Below are 23495 nucleotides of genomic sequence, written 5' to 3' on the forward strand. Positions count from 1 at the left end.
CTCGGCTCCTGGTGAGGCCGCGCCGGCGGCGTCGCAGACGTAAGGAGGCACAGATGGATACCTGGATGTGGATCGTCCTACTGGTCGTGGTCGCGCTGATCGTGGCCGGCCTCGTATTTTTCCTGATGAAACAGCGGAGTTCGTCACAGTTGAAGAACCGCTTCGGTCCAGAGTACGACCGCGCGGTGGACCGGGCGGACAACCGTCGCGAAGCGGAGGACCGCCTGCGTGAGGTGGCCGATCGCCGGGACCACATCGACGTCGTCCCGCTCACCGCTGCCGCCCGCCGTCAGTATGCGGCCGACTGGGACACGATCCAGCAGCGGTTCGTCGACGAGCCGGGACCCGCGGTGTCCGAGGCGGACGAGCTGATCGTCACAGTGATGGCGGAGCGGGGCTACCCCGTGGACGACTTCCACGAGCGAGCCGACATGGTCGCCGCCGATCATCCTGACGTCGTTACGCACTACCGCTCTGCCTACGCGATTCGCAAGCGGGGCCCGGAGGCCACGACCGAAGACCTGCGTGAGGCGTTCGTCCACTACCGGGCCCTGTTCGACAAGATGCTCCACGACGAGACCGACGACGTCGGGGAGAACCGCAACGGCACGCCCAGCAGCCGCCGAGGAGGCCGACATGACAGCACACGATGAGTACCGAGACGCCGCCGCCGGAACCGACGAGCCGCGAAGCGGTGTGGAGTACGACGAGCCGCGAGGCGGCGGCGACATCGGCGAGCCGCGGCATGCCGGGGTGGACGGTGACGGTCCTCTGCTGCTGGGAGACTCGACCGACCTGGTCAGCCGCTGGGATCATGCCCAGTCCACCTTCGTGGACGATCCGAGGCTCGCTGTTCAGGAGGCTCGCGATCTTGTCGAGGACGTCCTAGGCAAGCTGGCCAGCAGTTTCGACGAGGAGCGCGGCAGGCTCGAGGCGACGTGGGAGGCGGGTGGAGAACCCACCACCGAGGACCTCCGTCAGGCCCTGCGCCGGTATCGCCTCTTCTTCGAGCGGCTGCTGGCCGCGTAACACACGGCGGCTGGATGCCGGGGAGTCCGGCTACGCCGGGGAGCCCGCCTTGCGATGGACGAGACGCTCGATATACGTCTCCAGAATCGACCGGGGCGGGCTCGTCCCTGCCGGGTGCACTTCGATGTTCCCCTGGTAGAGGATCACCTGGCGGTTCGGATATGTGCGCTGCGCCAGTTCGACGTCGCGCTCGTCGAACGCCCCGGAGAAAACCAGGACGCCGTCGTAGAGTTCGGCTTTCTCCGCCCCGGTCGGCCAGCGTCTCTGGAAGGCCTCCGGGGTGAACGGTTCGTCGGGGGAGGGCAGGTCGGGTCCGCTCATGTCCCGCATCGTAGGCCGCGCGGCGCTCCTGCGGGTGGAGGACCACGCACCTCGTGTCACGGTTCCGAATTCACTGCCGTGCGCGCGTCACCCTTCTCCCGGCGGAAGGTGCGCGGCGAGGACCTCCGCGAGATGACGGGCGCGGATCCCGGCCAGCTGAGCAAGCTGTGTGCGGCAGCTGAAGCCGTCGGCGACGTAGACGGCGCCGGCCGGTGCGGATTCCACGGCGGGCAGCAGTTTCAGCCCGGCGATGCCGGCCGAGATCTGTGCATGCCCGTCTTCGAATCCGAAGTTGCCGGCCAGTCCGCAGCAGCCGTCCTGCATTCCCCGCGGGTCGATGCCCGCGTGGGCCATCAGTCGCTGATCGGCCTCGAATCCGAGGACGGAGCTCTGGTGGCAGTGCACCTGCCCGGTCGCCGGAGCGCTGATCGACGGTGGCGCCCACTCCGGGGCGAAGCGTTCCAGCGCCTCGGCCAGCGTCACCACGTGCGAGCGGAGATAGCGGGTAAAGCCGGTGTCGCCCAGGACCGCCGTGGCCTCGGAGCGCAGCATCGCCGCGCAGCTCGGCTCCAGTACCACGATCGGCCAGCCGTGGCTCCTCGGTGCGTCCAGCGCCTTCTCGCTGCGCCGGAGCGCGCTCGCGGCCATGCCGAGCTGGCCGGTCGAGAACCAGGTCAGTCCGCAGCAGACGCCTCCGCGGGGCACGTGCACCTCCAACCCGGCGGCCTCGAGCACGCGTAGCCCCGCGTGGAGGACCTCGGGCGCCAGGTAGTTGCCGAGGGTGTCCGGCCACAGCACGACCTTCCGCGTGTTCGTGGGAGATCCGGCACTCGTGGGTGCCTCGCCCGACGCGCGACGAGCCGGGCGGCCGCCGCTCGCGCTCGGCCGGGCGGAGAGGAAGGAGCGGCGGGCGAAGCGCGGAATGGCCCGTGCTCTGTCGATGCCGCCCAGCCGCTTGAGGACCGGCTGAAGCCGGGACGAGGCGACGGCGTTCACTATGCGTGGCATATGTGTGGCGATTCTGGCCAGGACCGGCAGCCAGCCCAGCGAGTAGTGGGCGAGCGGGCGGATCCGGCGGCGATAGTGCTGGTGCAGGAATTCCGCCTTGTACACGGCCATGTCGACGCCCACCGGGCAGTCGCTCGCGCAGCCCTTGCAGGACAGGCAGAGGTCCAGCGCCTCCCGGGCGTCCTCGGAGCGCCAGCCGTCCGGCACGGCTTGCCCGGAGACGATCTCCTGCAGGATCCGGGCCCGGCCGCGGGTGGAGTGCTTCTCCTCGGCGGTGACCAGCCAGCTGGGGCACATGACCGCGCCGTCTCCGGAGCGGCATTTGCCGATGCCGACGCAGCGGCGCACCGCCCGGGTGAGGTCGCCGTCGTCGTCGGGATAGTGCAGCCGGGGAGCCGGCAGATCGATCGGGCCGGCGCTCCGGTAGCGCAGGTGCTGGTCGATGTCCGGCGGGTCGACGACGATCCCGGGGTTGAGGATGCCGGCCGGGTCGAAGATCCGGGCGAACTCGGCGAACGAGCGGATCACGCCCGGCGAGTACATCCTGGACAGGAGGGCGGACCGGGCCAGCCCGTCGCCATGTTCTCCGCTGAGGGATCCGCCGTGTGCGACGACGAGGTCCGCGGCGTCCTCCACGAACGATCGGAATCGGGCCACGCCGCCGGCGCTCAGGAGGTCGAAGTTGATCCGGACGTGGATGCAGCCCTCGCCGAAGTGACCGTAGCTCAGCCCACGCAGCCCATAGTTGCTCAGCAATGAACGGAACTGCCGCAGGTACGCACCGAGGTTCGCGGGCGGGACCGCCGCGTCTTCCCAGCCTGGCCAGGCCTCGCGGCCGGCGGCGTCGCGGGTGGCCAGGCCAGCGCCGTCTTTGCGGATACGCCACAGGGCGGCGCGCCGTCGTTGATCCACCACGATCAGTGACGACTCCGCGGCACCCCAGGCTCTGCCCAGGTCGCGAAGCATGTCCTCCGCGCGTCGGCGGGCGTCGTCCGCGGTGTCCCCGCCCAGCTCCACGAAGAGCCAGGCGTCGCCCGCCGGGAGACCTTCGCGGGAGGCGCCGGCCACGGCCAGAAGCTCGGAGTCCAAGCCCTCGACGGTGAGTGGTCCGTGGCTCAGAATCACCGGAACCACGTCCGCCGCGCCCGCGTCGTCGGAGAACCCCAGCACCACGAGGATCTGGTGCCGGGGCGGCTGCACCAAGCCCACGGTCGCGTCGAGCACGACGCCGCAGGTTCCCTCGGTACCCACCAGTGCCTTGGCCACCGACCGGCCGCGTTCCGGCAGCAGCCGGTCCACGCCGTAGCCGGACACGCGGCGGGAGAACGCGGCTAGTTCCTGCCGCCACAGGCCTCGGTTGGCCTGCTCGAGCCGGTCCAGTTCCCGATAGATGTCTCCTTCGTCGCCGGCGAGGTCCAGCTGGCGTGACCACTGCTCGGCGCTGTACTCCCCAGGTCGCAGGACCGTGCCGGAGGGCGTGAGCACGGTCAGCCGGTGGACGTTGTCGGCGGTGGTACCCCACGCGACGGAGTGGTTGCCGCAGGCGTTGTTCCCGATCATCCCGCCGACGGTGCATCGACTGATGGTCGACGGGTCCGGCCCGAAGCGCAGTCCGTGGGGAAGGACCGCACGCTGGAGGTCGGCGAGAACGACGCCGGGTTCCACCCGGGCCGTGCGGGCTTCGGAGTCGACCTCCAGGATCCGGTTGACGTGCCGGGAGGTGTCGACCACGATCCCAGGCCCGATCGCGTTGCCCGCCACCGACGTGCCGCCGCCGCGCATCGTCAGCGGCGTACCCGTCTCCGCGCACAACGAGACCGCTGTGGCGATGTCCTCGGTATCACGCGGGAACACGACAGCCAGCGGGATCCGGCGATAGTTGGACGCATCGGCGCCGTACATGGCGCGGGTTCCGGGCCGCGCGTCGACCTCGCCGTTCAGGCGGGCGGAGAGCGCCGTCACGACACCGGCGCCGGACGACTCGGGCATCGCCGCGATCCTACCGCCTGGGAAGGCGCGGACGGTTGCGGTGCTGCCCGAGCTGGTCGGAGAAGGCGTCGGCTGAGTGGCGTCGGCACGTGGCGTGGGGCCTGGATCGCGTGTGTGTCGCTGCCTTTGCAATGCGCACACATACGCACATGCACAGGACTCCCTGTCGAAGCCTCGCGAAACCCGAGATCCCGACTCCGGAGGGCGTTGCGTATGTGTGCGCATTGCAAAGGACGGCAGACCCAGGGTCCTGTGAACCAGGTTCCCTGACCGGAATCGGTGGACACCGAAGGACGCCAGCCACCTAGGTCCTCCGGTGCTTCGGGGCGCGTTAGGGTGGCGACTGTGCCTCAGTTAGCCGACGTCATCGCCATCCTCGAAGCGCACTATCCGCCGTCCAGCGCGGAATCCTGGGATGCTGTCGGTCTGGCGTGTGGGGACCCCGCCGCGGACGTTCGGCGCGTGCTGTTCGCCGTCGACCCGGTCGAGGCAGTGGCGGAGGAGGCGATCCAGTGGGGCGCCGACCTCATCGTCACGCACCACCCGCTGTTCCTGCGCGGCGTGCACGGAGTTCCGGCGACGACGCCCAAGGGACGGCTCGTGCACCGGCTTATCTCCCACGGCGTCGCCCTGTACACCGCGCACACGAATGCTGACAGCGCCGGCGACGGTGTCAACGACGCCCTGGCCGGAGCGCTCGGGCTCAGGGGACTCCGCCCGTTGAACCCGCACGCGGGGGAGCAGCTGGACAAGCTGGTGGTCTTCGTCCCCGAACCCGACACGGCGCGGGTGCTCGACGCGCTCACGGCCGCCGGCGCGGGGGTGATCGGCGACTACGAGCGGTGCGCCTGGATGACCAGCGGCACCGGGACGTTCCGGCCGGGGCCGGGGGCAAACCCGACTATCGGGGAGGTCGGCGCCGTCGAGGAGGTGCCGGAGCACCGTGTGGAGATGGTGATGCCGCGCGGGTCCCGGACCGGCGTCGTCGCCGCCTTGATCGAGGCGCACCCGTACGAGGAGCCGGCCTACGACCTCTACGAACTCGCGACCCTCCCGGCGGGCACTGGGCTCGGCCGGATCGGCGCGCTCGACGAACCGGAGACGCTGCGGTCGTTCACCCGGCGGGTCGCCGCCGCGCTGCCCGCCACGGTCGGCGGGGTCCGTGCCGCCGGAGACCCGGAACGGCTCGTGCGCACGGTGGCCGTCTGCGGTGGCGCCGGCGACTCGCTCCTCGACACCGCACGCCGGGCAGGCGTCGACGTGTACGTGACGGGCGATCTTCGCCACCATCCGGTGTCGGAGTCGTTGGACAACGGCGGTCCCGCTCTGGTCGACGTCGCCCACTGGGCGGGCGAGTGGCCCTGGCTGGAACGGGCCGCCGATCGCCTGCGAGCCGACATGGCGGATGCAGGTACTAGGGTGGAGACCCGCGTATCCGTGGCACCGACAGACCCGTGGACGCTGCACGAACCGTCCCGCCCGGCCGGGGCGCTCGTGCCCGAAGGAGGGACGAGCCCTGAACGTTGACCCCGAAGCCCAACTTCGCCTCCTTGATGTGCAAGGACTTGACCAGAAGCTGGACCAGCTCGCGCACCGGCGGAGGAAACTGCCCGAGGTGGCGGAGCTGGAAGCCGCGGCCGCCGAACACGCCCGCCTCAGCGACGCGCTGGTGGTGGCGCAGACTTCCGTCACCGATCTGGAACGCGAGCAGAAGCGCGCCGACGCCGACGTGGAACAGGTGCGCGAGCGCAAGGCACGTGACCAGAAGCGGCTCGATTCCGGTCAGGTGTCCTCGCCGAAAGAGCTGGAGAGCCTGCAGCGTGAGATCGAGTCGCTCGATCGCCGGCAGTCCGACCTCGAGGACACCGAGCTCGACGTGATGGAGCGCCTGGAACAGGCACAGCAGCAGGTCGAGTCGCTCACCGCGCAGCGCGAGAAGGTCGGCCGGCGAGCACACGAGATCCAGCAGGCGCGGGATGCGCAGTGGGCGGAGATCGACAAGGAAGCCGAGGAGGCGCGGGGCAGGCGCTCCGAGCTGGCCGCGCAGCTTCCCGACGATCTCATGTCCTTGTACGAGAAGATCCGTGCCGCGCAAGGCGGTATCGGCGCGGCGGCATTGCGCCGGCGGATGTGTGAAGGCTGCCAGATGCAGCTCGACCCGGCCGAACTGACCCGGATCCGCAGCTTCGCCGCCGAGGTGGTGATCCGGCACGACGAGTGCCGACGCATCCTCGTCCGCGTTCCTGATTCCGGCCTGTGAACCATCCCAGGGACTGTGAACCATTCCGGAGACGAAGGGTGACATGACGCGGTTGATCGTCGAGGCCGACGGCGGCTCTCGTGGTAATCCTGGCCCCGCCGCGTTCGGCGCGCTGGTGCGCTCCGCCGACACCGGCGAGGTACTGGCCGAGGCCGGCGAGACCATCGGCGTCGCCACCAACAACGTCGCCGAGTACCGCGGGCTGATCGCCGGCCTGCGGATGGCCCGGCAGATCGATCCGTCCGCCCAGGTGGAAGCCCGCCTGGACTCCAAGCTCGTGGTGGAGCAGATGTCCGGCCGCTGGAAGATCAAGCATCCCGGCATGCGCCCGCTGGCGCTGGAAGCACAGCGGATCCTCCCACCCGGTCAGGTGACGTACACCTGGGTTCCACGGGCTCAGAACGCGCACGCGGACCGGCTGCTGAACGACGCGCTGGACGGCAAGCCGGTCGCGCCGCACGAGGCTGCCGAGCATCCAGACGACGACGCGCCAGCCCTGCCCACCGAACCCGAGCCGTTCGACGCGAAGACGGAACCCGAGACCGCGACAACGCCGGACACGGTCCCGCCTCCACATCGGCTCGTCACCTGGTCGCCCGAGCTCGGCCCGCCCACCACCCTGGTGGTGGTCCGGCACGGGCAGACGGCGATGACCCGGGCGCGCGCGTTCAGCGGGGGTGGCACGGAGGGCCCGCCCCTCGACGAGGTCGGACTGGACCAAGCGCTGCGGGCCGGGACGATGCTGGCCGGGTCGGACGTGATGGCCGACGTCGCGCCGGTGGTCGTCGCGTCCCCGATGCTTCGCACCCGGCAGACCGCGGACGCCATCGCCACACAGCTGGGTGTGGAGAAGGTCGGGGTCGACGACGAGTGGCGCGAGTGCGAGTTCGGCGCCTGGGACGGGCTGACGCTGGGGGAGATCACTGAGCGCTACCCCGAGGACATCGCGGCGTGGTTCGCGTCGACGTCGTACCAGATGCCGGGCGGCGAGTCCTTGGACCAGATGACCGCCCGCATCGTCGCGGCCCGCGACCGGACCGTAGAGCTGTACGCCGGCCGGACCGTCGTCGTGGTGACCCACTCGATGCCGGTCCGCGCGCTGGTCCGGCTCGCGCTGGAGGCGCCGGCGTCGGCGATGTTCAAAGTCCAGCCGGCCCCCGGCTCGGTGACCGAGATCCAGCACTACAGCGACGGCACCGTCGCACTGGCCGGATTCAACACGCGGCCCTGATTCTCCGCACAGGCGCTTAGACGGCGGCGCGGCGGGTACCTCCGCGTCCATGCTTGGTACTGCTGCGTCAATGCTCAGGGCCCCGGGCCGCCTCGCTGGCCGGGCCGCTATGGCCGGAGTGTCCGGCGCCGCGTTCGCCGCGGGTGTCGCGAAGGGCACGGCGACGTCGATCCCGCGCCTGGTATCGCAGTCGATGCACGCCGAGTCCGCCAGCCGGGAGGCCATGGATGCCGGCCGGGCGCTGACGGATCTGCATCCCAGGAGGCAGCACCGGCGAGTGTGGACAGGTCACGGAAGGGCGCACATCGAGGTCCGTGGCCTCGAGGGTGACCACGGCCGGCGGCTGGCCGAGCGGGTGCCCGCGGCTCTGCGGCGCGTGCAGGGGGTGCGCTGGGCGCAGATCAACGCGGTGACGGGGCAGGTGCTGGTGGCTTTCGACGAGCGCCGGCTCGACGTCGAGACGTTGCTGAACACAGTGCGCGCGGTGGAGGGCGACCAGGGGACCCGGGAGGACGACTTCTCCTGGCGGCGTCCCACGCATCCGGGCGACATGACGGCGGTCGTCGCGGTCGCGACCGAGCTCGCCGCCGATTGCGTCGGCAGCTCCGCCGCGCTGGTCCAGTCGGTGCTGCGGTTGCCGCCGCTGCCGCGCTGGGCGAGGGCGGGGATGGCAACGCTGGAGATCGAACGGGATCTGCGCCGCGGGATCAAGCGCCGGATCGGGCCGATCGAGACCGACCTGGTGCTCACGCTGGCCAACGCGGCGGTCCACGGGCTGTCCCAGAGTGTCATGACGCCCGCTGTCGACGCGGTGTACCGCAGCACGCTGCTGGCTGAGGCATGGTCTCGCCGGCAGGCGTGGATCCGCCGCGAGCCGGAGCTGTCCGGTGCGGAGGATGCCGTGCCATCCGATGCGCCGAGCCCGCCTCCCCGGCCGGGTCCACGACCGAAGGGGCCTATCGAGGTCTGGAACGATCGGATCGGCCGCGGAGCACCGGCCGCGGCCGCGGGGGTGCTGGCGTTCACCCGGAGTCCCGGCCGCGCGGCCGACGCCCTGCTGGCCGCCGTGCCCAGGCCGGCCCGCTACGGACGCGAGGGCTTCGCCACCGCGGTCGGCCGGGATCTGGCCCGGCGAGGCGTGGTGCCGCTCAACGCCGGCGCGTTCCGCCGTCTCGACCGGATCGATGCCGTGATCATCGACTCACGCGTGTTGATCACGGCCGACGGCGAGATCGACCCGCTGGCCGACGCCGTCCTCGACGCCGCGAGGTCTACCGGCGCCACCGTCGCGCTGACCAGCCGAGCGGAAGCAGAAGAGCTTCTGCCACGAGTGGACCATGTGCTCAACGGCGTGCCACTCGCCGACGAGGTGCGCCGGCAGCAGGGTGACGGACACGGCGTCCTGGTGGTGACCGCGGCGGACGAGAGCGCCCTCGCGGCCGCGGACGTCGGCGTCGCCGTCACCCGGGGGGAAGGGAACTCCTACTGGTCTGCGGATGTGGTCTGCGGCGAGGACTTGGACGACGTGTGGCGCATTCTGCGCGCCACCGCGGCGGCGCGCGGGGTGAGCGAGCGAGCCGTGCGCCTGGCTCAGGCCGGCTCGGCGCTGGGCGCCCTGCATGCCCTGGTCGGTGACCGGCGGCGCGGACTGGCACGTGGCTTCGCCCCGGTTCAGGTGGCGGCGCTGGTGGCCCTGATCAGTGGAACCGTGTCCGGTCTGCGCGCCACCCGTGGCGGCTCCCCTCGTCCGGTGGTGCACGTCCCGTGGCACGAGCTGCCGGGCACCGACGTCTACACCAGGCTCCGTGCCGGCCGGCCGGGCGGCGGGCAGGACGGGGCGGGCACCGTTGAACCGCCCAGGCGCGACCGGGCGCGGAGCGACGCGCGGGGCCTTCGTGCGCGACGCTGGGGAGAGCCCGCACGCCTCGCCGGGGCGGTGTTCCAGGAGCTGCGCGATCCGCTCACCCCGGTGCTCGCGGGTGGAGCCGTGGCGTCGATGATCGTCGGATCCGGCATCGACGGTGTGCTGGTCGGCGCCGTCATGACGGGTAACGCGCTGATCAGCGGCGTCCAGCGGGTGAGGGTGGAGCGAGCGTTGCGCGGGCTCCTCGCCGAGCAGGAGGTACAGGCCCGCCGCGTGCTCGTCGAGAGTCTGGACCGGATCGACGACGCGCCCGTGGAGAAGACTCCGGCGCGTGCGTTGATGCCTGGCGACGTGATCGAACTGCGCACGTCCGACGTGGTGCCGGCCGACGCGCGGCTGCTGCGGGCAGCGGAGCTCGAGATCGACGAGTCGACATTGACCGGTGAGTCGATGCCGGTGGCCAAGGACACCGAGCCGACACCTGGGGCGCCACTGGCCGAGCGCACCGGCATGGTGTTCGAGGGAACCACGGTCTTGGCCGGTTCAGCCCACGCCGTCGTCGTGGCGGCCGGCGCATCCACCGAGGCGGGGCGCGCCGCGCGGATAGCGGGACACGCCCCGCAACCGGTGGGCGTTCAGGGCCGCCTGCACGAGGTGACTCGGGTGGCGCTGCCGATGACGGCACTGGGCGGGGCTGCGGTGGCCGGCATCGGGTTACTGCGGGGGATGCCGCTGCGCCAGGCGGTCGCCGCGGGCGTGTCGGTGGCCGTGGCCGCCGTGCCCGAAGGCCTGCCCCTGGTCGCCACGGTGGCGCAGGCCGGGGGAGCGCGCCGGCTGTCCCGGCAGAACACGCTGGTCCGCACGTCCCGGGCGCTCGAGGCGCTGGGCCGGGTCGATGTGGTGTGCTTCGACAAGACGGGCACGCTCACCGAGGGCCGGCTGAGCCTCACTCGGCTGGCGACGCCGGAGGGCGACGTCGAACCCGGCGGAGTCGACGCCGCACGCCTGCTCGCCGCGGCAGCGCGCACCTGCCCGCAGACCGATACGCAAAGCATCGCCAAGCTCGCCCACGCCACCGACCGCGTGGTGCTGGAAGCCGCCCACGAGGCAGGCGACGTGCACCGGAACGGGTGGCAGCCGGTCACCGAGCTGCCATTCCAGGCTCAGCGCGGCTATTCGGCGGCACTCGGGCGGATCGACGGCGGCTCGGTGCTGGTGGTCAAGGGTGCACCGGAGGTGGTGCTGCCGCTGTGTGGCACCGACGCTGGCGCGTCCGGCAAGGCCGAGCGGCTGGCGGGTGAAGGGCTGCGAGTCCTGGCCGTGGCACAGCGCCGGGACGGCTTGCCCGAAGACACCGACGACCTCGAGCCGCTCGTCTGCGAACTGGAACTGCTCGGCTTCGTCGGCATCGCCGATTCCGCCCGGCCGGAGGCGCGGGATACGGTCCAGGCGATCACCGGCTCGGGTGTCCGCGTCGTCATGGTGACCGGCGACCACCCGGAGACCGCACGGGCGACGGCGGCGGCCACGGGCATCGCCAACGGCGCGGTCGTCACCGGTGCCGAGCTGGACCGGATGAGCGAATCCGAGCGGGCGCGCAAGGTTGCGGAGTCCACGGTCTTCGCGCGGGTCTCGCCTGAGCAGAAGGTGCAGATCGTCGCGGCGTTGCAGCAGGCCGGCCGCGTCGTCGCCATGATCGGTGACGGTGTCAACGACGCTGCCGCCATCCGGCTCGCCGACGTGGGCATCGGAGTGCGTGCACGGGGGTCGACCTCGGCGCAGTCCGTGGCCGACCTGGTCCTGCCGGACGCCGACATCACACAGGTCCATGGCGCGCTTCTCGAGGGTCGTGCGCTATGGCGGCGGGTACGTGACGCGGTGTCGATCCTGGTGGGCGGCAACGCCGGCGAGGTGGGCTTCATGGTGATCGGCACGGCGCTGGCGGGGCGTGCACCGATCACCACCCGGCAGATGCTGCTGGTCAACATGCTCACCGACATGTTCCCCGCGCTGGCTGTGGCGCTGGCCTCCGGCCGGAACGACGAGGACGACGGCAAGCCCGTCGGCGCTATTCTCGGCAAGCCGCTGGCCAAGGCCGTCGCCGTCCGCGGAGCGGCGACCGCGCTGGGCGCCACGCTGGCCTGGACCGCCGGGCGTTGGACGGGACGCAGAAGCCGGGCCGGGACGATGGGCCTTGCCGCTCTCGTTGCCACGCAGCTCGCCCAGACCCTGGTGATCGGTCGGCACAGCCGGCTGGTGGTGGTGACGTCGGTGGCGTCGTTCGCCGCGCTGGTGGCCATCATCCAGACGCCCGGGGTTAGCCAGTTCCTGGGTTGCACGCCGCTCGGACCGATGGCCTGGGGGATGGTGCTCGCCGCCGCGGCGGCCGGGACCGTCGTCGCCGTGAGGCGGGGGAGTGCGGCGCAGTGACGCTCACCCGGCGGCCTGCCCAGGCGGAGCGGTAGCCGCGTCGGCAATCCGCTGCCGGAAAGGCCGCCGGCTCAGCGCGTCCAGCGCCTCGTCGATGACCCGGCTTAGCGGAAACGAGAGTTCGGCGTCGAGGGTCGCTGCGGCCCGGGTTGTGGCCGTCCACTCCGTGTCCAGGACAGGCAGCAGCCGTCTCGCCCGCGGGGTCAGCGTCACGATGCGCTGGCGTGCGTCGTCGCCGGTCCGCAGTTTTACCAGATCTTCCTTGACCATGTGTGCCACCGTCTGGCTGACTGCGGAGTGGGTGACGCCGACCGCGCGGGCCAGGTCGCGGATGGACGAGTCGCCGGCACTGGCCAGGGCACGCAGGATCGGCGTGAAACGCGGCCGGAACCCCGGGAGGCCGAGGTCGGCATAGGCCGCTGCCACGCCGCCCTCCATCAGCTCGAGCAGGTGCCGGAGCCGGGTTCCCAGGAAGCCGGCTCCGGCGCGAGGGTCGTCGTCGGTCACCCGTGTAATATAACAGCGCTGTTAGAAGTCATTCGAGAAGAATGAGGAGCGTTGTGTCCGACCTCTATGTGCCCACCGAGGCGACCCAGCGAGGTCTGCTCGACGCGGGCGACGGCAATCGCATGTATTGGGAGACCTCCGGCAGTCCGGACGGCGTGCCCGCACTGATCGTGCACGGTGGCCCCGGAACCGGCTCGGTGCCGAGCCTGCGGCGGTACCTGAACCCGGACCAGTATCGGGTGATCAGTTTCGACCAGCGCGGATGCGGCCAGAGCGTCCCGCACGCCAGCGACCCCTCGGCCGACATGAGCGTCAACACCACCGAACACCTTCTCGGCGACATGGAGCGCCTGCGTGAGCACCTGGGCATCGAGCGCTGGGTGCTTTTCGGCGGATCGTGGGGATCGACGTTGATCCTCGCGTATGCCGAGCGGTATCCGCGGCGCGTGTCCGGGATCGTACTGGCCGGGGTCACCACCAGCAGGCGTAGCGAACTGGAATGGCTGTATGAAGGTCTCGCGCGGTTCTTCCCGCGGGAATGGGAACAGTTCCGGGCCCAGGTTCCCGCGGTGTTCGCAGGCGATGTCGTCGCCGGGTACGCACGGCTGATGGAGGATCCGGATCCGCAGGTGCGGGAGCGGGCCGCGCACGCGTGGGTCGCCTGGGAGGACGCCGTCGTCTCCATGGAGCACCAGGGCAAGCCGGACGCTTACAGCGATCGCCCACACCACGCGTTGCTCGCGTTCGTGCGCATCTGTGCGCACTATGCAGCCAACGGCGCGTTTCTCGAAGACGGCGTCCTTCTCCGCGATGCCGGCCGCTTGGCCGGAATCCCGGGCGTGCTGGTCCACGGCCGTCTTGACCTGGGCGCTCCGCTCCAGATCGCGTGGGAGCTGTCCCGCGCGTGGCCGGACGCCGGACTCAGGATCGTGGACGACTCCGGCCATACGGGGAGCGACAGCATGCGCCGAGAACTCCGCGACGCCCTTGACGCCATGGTCCAGAAGGTGGTTCAGGAAGTGCCGGCCGGGCCGTAGACGTGCCCGTCCGGCGCCCGAGGACGCCACCGAGGCAGTGTTGGTACGTGTCAGCCCTGGTCACGCCGCACGTTCTGCACGGACTCCTGCCCGGTGTCCTTGATGTCCTGGGCAGCTGATGTGCCTTCCTCACGCACCGTCTGGGCGCCCTCGGCGGCGGTGGACTTCACCGACTCCATGGCTTGCTGGGCCGGTTCACGCATGTCCTCGGCCATTTCCTTCGCCACATCTGTGGCCTGGTTGGCCATGTCCTGGGCGTACTCCTTGACCGTGCCGGCCGCCTGGCGTTCTTGCTTGGACGCCGGGATGATCGCCGACGCCAGCCAGCCGACGCCGAAGGCGACGAGCCCAGCCGCAAGGGGGTTGCCCTCCGTGCGCTCCCGGACCTTGGTGGGCGCGTCGGTCATGGTGTCCTTCACCGAGTCCACAGGGGAGCCGCCCCCGGAACCCACGTCGGGCATGGCGCCCATGACACGTTCGCGCGCGCTGGACATCGCGCCCTGGACTCGGCTGCGTTGCCGTTTCACTACGGAGCCGGGGCTGACCCGGTCACGTACGGCGTCCACGTTCTCGCTCAGGTCGGTTCGCGTCCGCTCAATGTCCGCGCGGATCTGATCGGGGTCGTTTGTCATCGTCGTTCCTCCTGTCCCTTCAAGGCATCGGGAATCTGCTTCACAGTTTCCGCCGTCTTGGGCGTGCCCTTGATCTTGCGCATTTCGGTCCTGCCGAGCGCGGCCAGCACCCCCGCGATCACAGCCCAGATTGCGGCGACGATGACGGCGGCCCAGGCGTGCCCGGCGAGGTCGCCCAGGCCCCACCACAGTGCGACGGAGAGGAACAGCAACGCCATCCAGCCTCCGAGAGCGGCGCCGCTGAACATACCGGCTCCCCGCCCGGCGCGGCTGGCAGACTGCTGCATCTCGGCCTTCGCCAGCTCCACTTCCTGCCGCATCAGAGTCGACAGATCTTTGCTCACGTCAGCCAGCAGCTCACCGAGCGACGCGTCGGGTCGTGCGGAGCCAGAGGTGTCGGGCGGCGTGTCAGCCATCGCGATCCACCGCCTGGGAGTGGCCACTCGGGGCCGCCCTGTGCTGGCCGCCGATGTCCCGAGGACCCGGCGTCGGCTTCACCGGCTGGTCCGTGGTGGCGGTAGTCGGGCCTCCCAGCAGCGGGTCGGCCGGGTTTCCGGGTGTGGGCGTCGTGGGCCGCTCAGGCATGGGCTGGTCGGGCCGCGAAGCACCGAGGGGCGCCTGGCCGGTACCCGGCATGCCCGCACCATCGGATGGACCCTGTTGCCCGGACCTCCCGCCTGCCTCACCCTGCGTTGCCTTACGCTCCTCCGCGGTTCCCCGGGTCAGGCGGCCGGCTAGTACTCCGGCGCCGGCGGCCAGGAGGAGGAACGTGCCAGGACGCCGGCGGGCGAACGACTTGACCTCGTCAATAAGGTCCCCCGGCTGACGGTGCTCCAGCCACTGCGCCGCGTCACCGGTCCGGCGCGACGCCTCACTGACAAGCCGTGCCGCGGTGCCGGACTGGTCCGAACTCTCCGCCATGGTGCGCAGCTCGTCGGACAGCGTGCGCAGGTTGTTCACCGTCCGGTCCTTCTGCTGGTGGGCTTGGTCGGCGAATTCTTGCTGCGCCTGGCCGGCCAAGTCCCGAAGCTGGTGTCGCGCCTCGTCCACTACGTGGCCGGCTTCCTCCTTCGCCACCCCGGCGACGTGCCGGCCGGACTCGGCGGCGGTGCCGCCCACTCGTTCAGCTTCGCCTTTCGCGATATCCCTGGTAGACGACTCAGTCGACGACGCACCGGGGTCTCTTGGCGTGCCGGACGGTGGTGCACCGGCGTCTCTCGGCGTGCCGGACGACGACATACCCGGATCCACGGGCGTACCACGGGCTTCGCGCCCTGGTTGATCAGACATGGCTGCAGCTCCCCTCTGCTGTCGCGGCCGGTGTTTTCCGGACCGCACGCGGTTCGGCTCGTTGCCGATAGCCCGACCGGGTACCCGGATCGGTTCGCCCGAAACCACTGGGCAGGCAAGGTATGGGCGGTCACAGGCCGCCGTGGCAGGGCTGTAGCAGAGGGGCGAAGTCAGCCGGACCACTCGGCGCGCACAGCCGGGAGCCAGGCGTTCTAGTAGTTATCGCGTGGGTGGCGGGGGACCAGGGGTCGGGGTCGCCGGATCGTCCGGTTTCGGATCCGCAGGAGGGCCTGGGGTCGGGGTCTCCGGTGGGTCGGTCGTCGGCGTGGGCGTCGGCCCCGGCTTCGGGTGAGGTTCGGGCTGATCCGGCTGGTTTCCCTCGTGGCCTGGTTCGTGAGACATGGCGGAACTCTCCTTGGGATACGGGCATGCGCCCTGGTGCGCCTGCCGTTGGCCGTACGCCGGCGCGCATGCCATCAAACGTCTCGTACCCCGGCCCGCCCAGGCGAAACGTGCTGCACGGCGCCGCGACGGTGTTGGTTGCGACGTGTCCACTCGCTGGCCACGACCACTACGGCTGACGATCCCCGGGCCCATCTATGATCAACCGATGGGTGTGACCATTGCTCGGGAGGATGTGCTGGGTTTCCGCGTGCGTGCTCAGCAGCTGGACCGCCGCAATGGGCCGTTGTCCGAGACCGCCGTGTTCGATGCGGGTGTGCAGGACACGAGACCGGACGGCGGGCTGTGGGCGCTGGCCATCCGAGGTGTCGACGTGGCGGCACTGCCCGGCGACGAGCTCGCCGGGGTGTGGACGATTCGCGGCGCGCCACACCTGTACCGCCGTGCCGACCTGCCCGCCGTCGCGAAGGCTGTCTGGCCGTGGTCCGAGGCTGACGCCGGGAAGCGGATCTTCGATGCGGCGAAGCCGCTGCGGGAAGCGGGCATCGACGCGCTCGCGGCATTGGACGTGGTGGCGTCGGCCATGCGCTCGGTGGTGACCGAGCCGTTGGTCAAGGGCGAGGTGTCCACGCGGGTCAGCCGCATGATGGATCCGCCGTATCTCCGGTTCTGCCGTTCTTGTGACGCCACGCACCTGTACGAGCTGCCGTTCCGGCTGGCAGCGCTGCGGGCGGGGCTGGAACTGCAGGCTGGGACGTCGCCCCCGGTGCTGGAACCGATACCCGGTTTCGAGCCGGCCGCTCGCACGCCCGAGCAGTACGACGTCGTCCGTACCTACCTACGCTTGCTTGGCCCAGCGACGCCCAAGCAACTGGCCGAGTATCTCGACTCGCCGATCAAGGAGGTCAAGGCGCACTGGCCGGCCGACGCCGTGGACGTCACGGTCGACGGCGAGACGCGCTCGGCACTCTCGGCGGACATGGATGCGCTGACGGCCGGCCCGGCCCGGACGACACAACTTCTGGGACCCTACGACCTCTACCTTCAGGGACGGGACCGGGCCCTGCTGGTGAGTGATGCCGCACGAGCGAAGGTGCTGTGGCCCGTGCTCGGCCGGCCGGGTGGGGTGCTCGTCGACGGAGAGATCGCCGGCACGTGGCGGCCGCGCAAGGTCGGGAAGAAACTGAAGGTCCAGATCGGCATGTGGACGAAGGACTCAGCACGCCTGCGTGGCGCGATCGCCGAGGAGGCCGAACGGCTGGCGGCTTACCGAGGCGTCCCTCTGGCAGACGTCGATTTCACTGCCTGACCTGCGTGTGGGAGGCTCCGCGATGTGGGAAGGCCGCATAGCCAGGACCGGGCCCAGGTTCGGCTGGAGTGGGGGCTCGCCGGCGCGTCGGCTGTGTCCGTAAACGCGACGTACACCGTCGTCGTCGATGTTCTGAGCTTCACTACGACGCTGAGCGTGGCCACGGATGCGGGCATAGATGTGTATCCCTATCGGTGGAGGAACGCCTCGGCGCTCGACCATGCGCGGAAGCACGGCGCGACGCTGGCTGTTGGTCGCCTGGAGGCCAGGGATTCGGAGAATGCCGCAGAGGTCAGCCTGTCCCCGCAGGCCGTTCGGGCGGCGAGTGGGTTGCGGCGCATCGTGCTGCCGTCACCGAACGGATCAACGATCAGTGTTGAACTGGCCGAGGCCGGCGCGAGGGTTCTAGGAGCGTGTCTGCGTAATCACAGCGCCGTGGCTGACTGGTTGTCAGCGCGGTTCCGCGATTCGCCGGGATCCGCCGTAGCCGTGATCGCAGCGGGGGAGCGGTGGCCCGACGGTTCTCTGCGACCCGCCGTGGAGGACCTATGGGGCGCGGGCAGTGTCATTACGGTGCTGCGCGAGCGGGGTGTCACGGACTTCAGCCCGGAGGCGGAAGCGGCTGCGGCGGCGTTCGGTGCCGTACGTCCCCACCTGGCAGACGCATTGATGACGTGTAGCAGTGGTCGCGAGCTGTGTGAAGCGGGGTTCTCCGGAGACGTCGCGGTGGCGGCTGAGGTGGACACCAGCGAGTCCGTTCCCGTTCTGGTGGACGGGCGGTTCGTCGATGCGGCGCGCCACGCAGGCCAGTCGGTCTAATCCTCAGGGGGCGGGCCGTTCGTGTGGGTGGTGTCGGACCCGTGCAGGCGTGGCGCGAGGTACTTGTGTGTGGCGCCGTGTGAATGCCGACCGCTCACGCGTCGGGGCCGGAGATGGTGAACGCCGCGGCACTCTACACATGCTCGTTGTCGGAACGCTGAGTCACCAAAAGTTAACGTTGAGGCGTTTTCAGCCTTCGCATATGCGACAATCCGTGCGAATATAGCGAGGTCGATCGTCCGGCCTACACGCAGTGAACGGAGCGTTCATGGGAGCGGGACTCGTGCGAATCCAGCAGGTGAAGGTCCCAGTCTCGGACTTGCAGCGCAGTGTCACCTGGTATCGATCGCTGCTCGGGCTAGACCTGATGCGCGAGTTCATCGAAGAGGGCGAGCCTACCGGTGCGGTCCTGGTCGACCGCGAAGCTGGCTTCCTCATCGGCCTTCGGCGGCGCGACGCGGTCTCGGGGAGTCCGCGATTCCCTGGATTCGACCTGTTCACAATGGGGCTCTCGTCCGTGGAGGCGCTCGACGAGCTTGCCGCTCATTGTGACGACGTCGGCATCGAGCACGGTGAACTGCTCGACCGTGGACCGGACGGAACCCAGCTCGACATCCCCGACCCCGACGGCACCGTGATCCGCTTCCTGTCGCCGCTGGGAGATGACGGGCCCGCGTTCGCTGGGGTCGAGCTCAGCGCCGCGGGCCAGATGACCTTCTACAGCACGCCGCGGCTCTCCATCTGAAGCACCTGCGGCGGTGGAGGGTCGATTGCCGATCGGCCGGTCAGCCGTCGCGGCCCTGCCACGTGGTGATGCACGCCTCGTTGCCTTCGGCATCGGCCAGGACCCAGAAGGCCGGGGCGTTGGCGTCAGAGCGCAATGTGCCGCCTGCTGAGAGCGCTGCTGCGATCCGGTGCTGGGCCTCGTCATGCGGGACGGAGATGTCGAGGTGGATGCGGTTGCGCTGCGGCCGGGACTCGTCCATCTGCTGAAACCAGATGGCCGGGCTCTGTCCGAGAGGGTCGACCAGTGGATCGGCCGGTCCGGTGCGGCCCGGCTCGTCGTCGTAGCCGAGAATCGCCTTCCAGAACGGCCGGACGGTGGGGATGTCCATGGCGTCGATGGCGATCTCGATGATCTGGACCGACCGCAGCGACTCGTCTCCGACGTCAGGCGTGGTCCGGAGTTCGAGGTCGGTCACCGCCGACGAGATGCGCTCCGCCAGGTCGGTGTCGCGTGCGGTGACCGTCGCCGCCGACAGCGATTGCAAGGTGAACACGACGCGATCACGGCGTAGGTCGATCCGCAGATGCTCGTCGGCATGTGACCGCGCCACGTCGATGGCCAGTGCCGCGACGTCGGCGGCATGGGCGATCGAGGCGACCGGGACCGTGGTGCGCAGGGTGCCGAGGACATAGCGCCACCCCAGGTCAAGGACGGCGGCGGAGGCTTCGTGGCGGCTCAGCTCGCGCTCCGGGCCGTCAGCTCGTTCGCTCATCGCACCATGATGGCACTGCCGGAAGCCTGCGAAGGCCTACGCCCCATCTTCACAGGGCCACCCACCGTCCCCGTTCGACCTTGACATGCAGCCATATGGCTGCCTATATTGAACGGGCAGCTAGACGGCTGCATATACGAGGTGAGGCAATGGATGCAGTGTTCAAGGCGTTGGCCGATGCGACCCGTCGTCGGCTTCTGGACAGCCTGAACTCACACGACGGGCAGAGCCTGCGGGAGCTGTGTTCCGAGATGGAGATGGCCCGGCAGTCGGTCAGTAAGCACCTGGCGGTGCTGGAAGAGGCCAACCTCGTCACCACCGTGTGGCGGGGGAGGGAGAAGCTGCATTTCCTCAACCCCGAGCCGATCAATGCCATCTCCGAGCGTTGGATCAATCGATACCACCGTGACCGCATCCATGCCCTCGCCGACCTGAAGAGAGCCCTGGAGGAACCGATGAGCAAACCCGAATTCGTCTACACCACCTACATCGACACCACGCCGGAGAAGCTGTGGCAGGCGCTGACCGATCCCGCGTTCACCCGCCGCTACTGGGGTCTGCATTTCGAGACCGACTGGCAGGTGGGATCCACGATGGCTTGGGTCATGGACGACGTGACGATGCAAGATTCGGCTCAGGTGATCCTGGAGTCGGAACCGCCCCGCCGGCTCTCCTACACCTGGCACACCGTGACGCCCGAGTTCGCCAAGGCGCAGGGGATGAGCGAGGAATTGCGCGAGAAGCTCGGCGATGAGGCTCGATCGAAGGTGACGTTCGACATCGAGCCGATGGGGCAGGCGGTCAAGCTGACCGTCGTGCACGACGGCTTCGAGCCAGGCAGCGTGATGCTGGAGATGGTCAGCGGTGGCTGGCCGGAGCTGCTGTCCGGCCTGAAGACCCTCCTGGAGACCGGATCACCGCTGCCGGCCAGCGCCTGAGCGTCTCTGGGCAAGAGGCTGTGGACCTCGTCGCCGTTGATGAGGCCCACAGCAGTGTGGAGCCTAGCCGTTACCCCGCTGTCTCCTCCACGTTCGCCTCCGGTTCAGCTGCCGGCGCGGGGTTCCAGCACGAGAACGTCCTCGTCTCAACTGTCCTCGTGATGGGTAGCTCGTCGGCGCAGGGGTCCAGCGCATGGGTGCAACGGTCCCGAAAGTGGCAACCGCTCGGAAACTGCCCGACCGACGGTGTCTCACCGGGTATCGGCCACAGCGGGTGCGTCAGCGTCCGCTCGACTGGTGAATCAGCCAGCTGATCGGGGTTGGCCTTGATGAGGGCCTGGGTGTAGCGATGTCGTGGCTGGTCGACGACGACGCGGCTCGGCCCCCGCTCCATGAGCTGTCCGCCGTACAGGACGGCGACGTCGTCACACATGGATCGGACGACGCCGAGATTGTGGCTGATGAGCAGCAGCGACATGCCCTGCTCGTCGCTGAGGCGCACCAGCAGGTCGAGGATCTCCGCCTGCACGTTCACGTCAAGTGCCGAGCTGGGCTCGTCGGCGATGAGGAGCCTGGGCCGGCACGCGATGGCGATGGCGATCATGACCCGCTGGCGCTGCCCGCCGGAGAGCTGATGCGGAAAGCGCCGCCGGAGCCGCTCAGGATCGGGCAGCTGCACCTGTTCCATCAGCTCAAGGACCCGTTCCCGGCGCTCGCGGCGTGACGTGCGGTGGTGCATCCGCAGAGCTTCGTCGATCTGCCGCCCCACCTTCATGACGGGGTTGAGGGCGCTGGCCGGGTCCTGCAGGACGACACCGACCTCGGACCCACGGATCCGGTTGAGCTGCCGGTCAGGCATGCCAATGAGCTCGAGGCCCTCCAGCCGGACCGATCCGGTGACCCGTGCGACGCGCGGCTGCAGGTCCAGCAGGCTCAGTGCGGCGACGGTCTTGCCGGCGCCGGACTCACCGATGAGGGCGACCCGGCGGCCCGCAGGGATGTCGAGCTCCCTGATCGCGACGACCTGGTGCTCGCCGATGCTCACGACGAGATCCCTGATCTCCATCAGCGGAGCGGCGATGCTCTGCGGTCTGTCCAGCGAGGCGGACGGCTGGTCGTCTGGCGTGGCCGACCGCTGGATGTGCCCCGTGGCACCCTGCCGGGCGGCGGGCGTCGTCGCTGTCATCTCCACCTCCCGGCCAAAAGATGAAATAATAGTTTCATCTATCTGGCTGGAGGTCAACACAGGAGACGTCCACGCCGGGGCGTGTGGACCAGGCCCGGGATCGTAGGCTCCGGCGACACCGAACTGCGGTGACCTGGCAACGAGGGGTGCGCCCAGCTGAGGACGGCGAGGGTGCGGGCCGTCGCTGCGGCACCTGGGCCCGCGGGAGCGCATCGACGGTCAGGCCGGCGCGCAGCCCGACCGTCTACTGGAGTGCGCGCCGCGCTGCCGTCAGCGCCTGACGGGAGGACCGTGCCTGGTCCGCCGGCGCACCGACACGTTCTCTCAGCTCCAACGCCGCACCGAAATGGTGCTCCGCCTCGGCGAAACGTTTCTGGTCGAACAGCGACTTCCCATAGTGCTGATGGGCGAAGGCCAGGAGGGCGTCGTCGCGCAGAGCGGCGGCTTCGGTCAGGGCGCGGGTGAACAACTCGTCTGCTTCATGGAAACGCTCCAGCCACTGCAGCACGTGCGCAAGGCGGAGCGACGCCGCCAGCCGCGGACGGCCATCCTCGGTCGTCAGTTCGACCGCCCGACGGCCGAGCTCCTCGGCTTCCTCGAGCCGGCCGAGAATACGCAGGAGGCTGACGCGTTCTCCGACCGCCCGGAGGTCGTCCGTGTGCGGGGCTTGTGTGAGGACCCGAACCCGATGCTCGGCAGCCGAGCGGTCGTCGAGCACCTCACGCAGCGTGTGATCGTCTATCTGGTACACAGGCTCAGATTAGGCGAGGACCGCCCAGCTCCGCCGAGCTGCACGAAGCGTTGACTACCGACATTGTCCGGGCTATCACCCGGACAATGTCGATTCGCCGTCCAGACCCCGGCCAGTGCCTCTAGCCTGGCGATGTGGAGACGACGCTGGAGAATCCGGCAGGCCTGCTCGTCCGGCCTGACGGCGGCGGGAATGGTACCGGGGCCCTGGTGCTCGCCGGTTCGAGCGGTCGGGTCGAGGTGGACCGGGTGCGGTTGCTGGCCAGCGCAGGTGTCACAGCCATGTCGATCCAATGGTTCGGAGGTGAAGGGCAGCCGCCCGGCATCTGCGAAGTGCCGCTGGAGACGTTCGGCGCAGCGCTGGACCGGCTCGGCGAGTTGTGTTCGAGGCTGGTGTTGATCGGCACGTCCAAAGGCGCCGAGGCGGCGCTGCTGCTCGCCGCCGTGGATGCACGTGTCGATGCCGTGGTGGCCTTCGCGCCGTCGCACGTCGTGTGGTTCAACTCGGGTCCGGGTAGGGACGGGAAATTGCGTCCGGCCCGCTCGTCGTGGACGCGCGACGGTGAACCGCTTCCCTTCGTGCCACCGGACGACGACGCCCGGAGCATCCTCGGCGATCCGCCGGCCTTCCGTGGCGTGTACCACCAGAGCCTCGCCACCTCCGCGGGCCACGTGCCGGCGGCGACGATCCCGGTGGAACGCATCGCCGGCGATGTGGTCCTGGTGGCCGGCGAGGACGACCAGGTGTGGGACAGCGCCGCGTTCGCTCGCGCGATCGCTGACCGCCGAGAACGCCACGGTCTGCATACGACGCTCGTCACCCATCCGGAGGCCGGGCACAGGGCGGTCCTACCAGGAGAGCCCACGCCGACCGGCGGGACGCGGATGCTGCGGGGAGGAAACCCCGAGGCTGACGCCGCGCTGGGCAGGCTCGCTTGGTGGGAGCTGACGAAGGTGCTGCCACTCAGCTGAGTGTCGGCACGTTCGTCCGGCA

General features: G+C 69.9%; 21 protein-coding genes. 12 read left to right on the forward strand and 9 right to left on the reverse strand.

The window, feature by feature from the left end:
* Window positions 1-53 precede the first annotated feature (53 nt).
* Window positions 54-653: a hypothetical protein gene (locus G1H11_RS14715; protein WP_163819340.1), complete on the forward strand. Its 600-nt coding sequence runs from the start codon at window positions 54-56 to the stop codon at window positions 651-653.
* Window positions 637-1029, forward strand: a complete 393-nt coding sequence (locus G1H11_RS14720) for a hypothetical protein (RefSeq protein ID WP_163819341.1) — start codon at window positions 637-639, stop codon at window positions 1027-1029. The genes G1H11_RS14715 and G1H11_RS14720 overlap by 17 nt, the downstream gene beginning before the upstream one ends.
* 30 nt (window positions 1030-1059) lie before the next feature.
* Here G1H11_RS14720 and G1H11_RS14725 read toward each other — a convergent pair whose 3' ends face one another.
* Both G1H11_RS14725 and G1H11_RS14730 read right to left on the reverse strand, forming a co-directional pair.
* Complete coding sequence (locus tag G1H11_RS14725) at window positions 1060-1350, reverse strand: hypothetical protein (RefSeq protein WP_163819342.1); 291 nt, start codon at window positions 1348-1350, stop codon at window positions 1060-1062.
* A gap of 87 nt (window positions 1351-1437) precedes the next feature.
* The gene (locus tag G1H11_RS14730; RefSeq protein ID WP_163819343.1) at window positions 1438-4347 is read right to left on the reverse strand and encodes an FAD-binding and (Fe-S)-binding domain-containing protein; all 2910 of its coding nucleotides are present in this window, start codon (window positions 4345-4347) and stop codon (window positions 1438-1440) included.
* Window positions 4348-4692: 345 nt separating this feature from the next.
* Here G1H11_RS14730 and G1H11_RS14735 point away from each other — a divergent pair, with 345 nt between their 5' ends.
* From G1H11_RS14735 to G1H11_RS14750, 4 genes are all read left to right on the forward strand, one after another.
* Complete coding sequence (locus tag G1H11_RS14735; protein ID WP_163819344.1) at window positions 4693-5874, forward strand: Nif3-like dinuclear metal center hexameric protein; 1182 nt, start codon at window positions 4693-4695, stop codon at window positions 5872-5874.
* 28 nt (window positions 5875-5902) lie between these two features.
* Window positions 5903-6607, forward strand: coding sequence for a zinc ribbon domain-containing protein (locus G1H11_RS27085; RefSeq protein WP_216843765.1), 705 nt, complete (start codon window positions 5903-5905; stop codon window positions 6605-6607).
* A gap of 43 nt (window positions 6608-6650) precedes the next feature.
* Complete coding sequence (locus G1H11_RS14745) at window positions 6651-7838, forward strand: bifunctional RNase H/acid phosphatase (protein WP_163819345.1); 1188 nt, start codon at window positions 6651-6653, stop codon at window positions 7836-7838.
* Window positions 7839-7908: 70 nt separating this feature from the next.
* Complete coding sequence (locus tag G1H11_RS14750) at window positions 7909-12132, forward strand: cation-translocating P-type ATPase (RefSeq protein ID WP_163819346.1); 4224 nt, start codon at window positions 7909-7911, stop codon at window positions 12130-12132.
* Window positions 12133-12135: 3 nt separating this feature from the next.
* On the opposite strand, the gene G1H11_RS14755 is transcribed toward G1H11_RS14750, so the two are convergent.
* Window positions 12136-12639, reverse strand: a complete 504-nt coding sequence (locus G1H11_RS14755) for a MarR family winged helix-turn-helix transcriptional regulator (RefSeq protein ID WP_343074864.1) — start codon at window positions 12637-12639, stop codon at window positions 12136-12138.
* A 53-nt stretch (window positions 12640-12692) separates the two neighbouring features.
* On the opposite strand from G1H11_RS14755, the gene pip reads away from it, so the two are divergent.
* Entirely contained in the window at window positions 12693-13676 is a 984-nt protein-coding gene (pip, locus tag G1H11_RS14760) for a prolyl aminopeptidase (RefSeq protein WP_163819347.1), read from the forward strand.
* Between the two features lie 50 nt (window positions 13677-13726).
* On the opposite strand, the gene G1H11_RS14765 is transcribed toward pip, so the two are convergent.
* The 3 genes from G1H11_RS14765 to G1H11_RS14775 are packed head-to-tail and all read right to left on the reverse strand — an operon-like array spanning window position 13727 to window position 15598.
* Window positions 13727-14308, reverse strand: a complete 582-nt coding sequence (locus tag G1H11_RS14765; RefSeq protein WP_163819348.1) for a DUF3618 domain-containing protein — start codon at window positions 14306-14308, stop codon at window positions 13727-13729.
* Window positions 14305-14724: a phage holin family protein gene (locus tag G1H11_RS14770; protein ID WP_163819349.1), complete on the reverse strand. Its 420-nt coding sequence runs from the start codon at window positions 14722-14724 to the stop codon at window positions 14305-14307. The genes G1H11_RS14765 and G1H11_RS14770 overlap by 4 nt, the downstream gene beginning before the upstream one ends.
* Complete coding sequence (locus tag G1H11_RS14775; RefSeq protein ID WP_163819350.1) at window positions 14717-15598, reverse strand: hypothetical protein; 882 nt, start codon at window positions 15596-15598, stop codon at window positions 14717-14719. Before G1H11_RS14775 ends, G1H11_RS14770 begins: the two co-directional genes overlap by 8 nt.
* A 610-nt stretch (window positions 15599-16208) precedes the next feature.
* On the opposite strand from G1H11_RS14775, the gene G1H11_RS14780 reads away from it, so the two are divergent.
* The 3 genes from G1H11_RS14780 to G1H11_RS14790 all read left to right on the forward strand — a co-directional run bounded on the left by G1H11_RS14780 (window position 16209) and on the right by G1H11_RS14790 (window position 18873).
* Window positions 16209-17309, forward strand: coding sequence for a winged helix DNA-binding domain-containing protein (locus G1H11_RS14780; protein ID WP_163819351.1), 1101 nt, complete (start codon window positions 16209-16211; stop codon window positions 17307-17309).
* Between the two features lie 24 nt (window positions 17310-17333).
* On the forward strand, window positions 17334-18128 hold the full coding sequence (locus G1H11_RS14785; RefSeq protein ID WP_163819352.1) for a 2-phosphosulfolactate phosphatase: 795 nt from the start codon (window positions 17334-17336) through the stop codon (window positions 18126-18128).
* 268 nt (window positions 18129-18396) lie between these two features.
* Window positions 18397-18873 carry a VOC family protein gene (locus G1H11_RS14790; RefSeq protein ID WP_163819353.1) on the forward strand — a complete coding sequence of 159 codons (477 nt, stop codon included), beginning with the start codon at window positions 18397-18399 and terminating at the stop codon, window positions 18871-18873.
* 40 nt (window positions 18874-18913) lie between these two features.
* On the opposite strand, the gene G1H11_RS14795 is transcribed toward G1H11_RS14790, so the two are convergent.
* On the reverse strand, window positions 18914-19627 hold the full coding sequence (locus tag G1H11_RS14795; RefSeq protein WP_163819354.1) for a VOC family protein: 714 nt from the start codon (window positions 19625-19627) through the stop codon (window positions 18914-18916).
* Between the two features lie 149 nt (window positions 19628-19776).
* Here G1H11_RS14795 and G1H11_RS14800 point away from each other — a divergent pair, with 149 nt between their 5' ends.
* Window positions 19777-20565 (forward strand): ArsR/SmtB family transcription factor, encoded by a 789-nt coding sequence (locus G1H11_RS14800; RefSeq protein WP_163819355.1) that lies wholly within the window; start codon window positions 19777-19779, stop codon window positions 20563-20565.
* Window positions 20566-20635: 70 nt separating this feature from the next.
* Here the strand turns inward: G1H11_RS14800 and G1H11_RS14805 are convergent, their stop codons facing one another.
* Window positions 20636-21751: an ABC transporter ATP-binding protein gene (locus G1H11_RS14805; RefSeq protein WP_163819356.1), complete on the reverse strand. Its 1116-nt coding sequence runs from the start codon at window positions 21749-21751 to the stop codon at window positions 20636-20638.
* Window positions 21752-21995: 244 nt separating this feature from the next.
* On the reverse strand, window positions 21996-22502 hold the full coding sequence (locus G1H11_RS27090; RefSeq protein ID WP_163819357.1) for a tetratricopeptide repeat protein: 507 nt from the start codon (window positions 22500-22502) through the stop codon (window positions 21996-21998).
* A gap of 134 nt (window positions 22503-22636) precedes the next feature.
* Between G1H11_RS27090 and G1H11_RS14815 the strand changes: the two genes are divergently transcribed.
* The gene (locus G1H11_RS14815; protein ID WP_163819358.1) at window positions 22637-23473 is read left to right on the forward strand and encodes an acyl-CoA thioester hydrolase/BAAT C-terminal domain-containing protein; all 837 of its coding nucleotides are present in this window, start codon (window positions 22637-22639) and stop codon (window positions 23471-23473) included.
* Window positions 23474-23495: the final 22 nt, after the last annotated feature.

Source organism: Phytoactinopolyspora alkaliphila, from assembly GCF_010550695.1.
Taxonomy (GTDB): Bacteria; Actinomycetota; Actinomycetes; order Jiangellales; family Jiangellaceae; genus Phytoactinopolyspora; species Phytoactinopolyspora alkaliphila.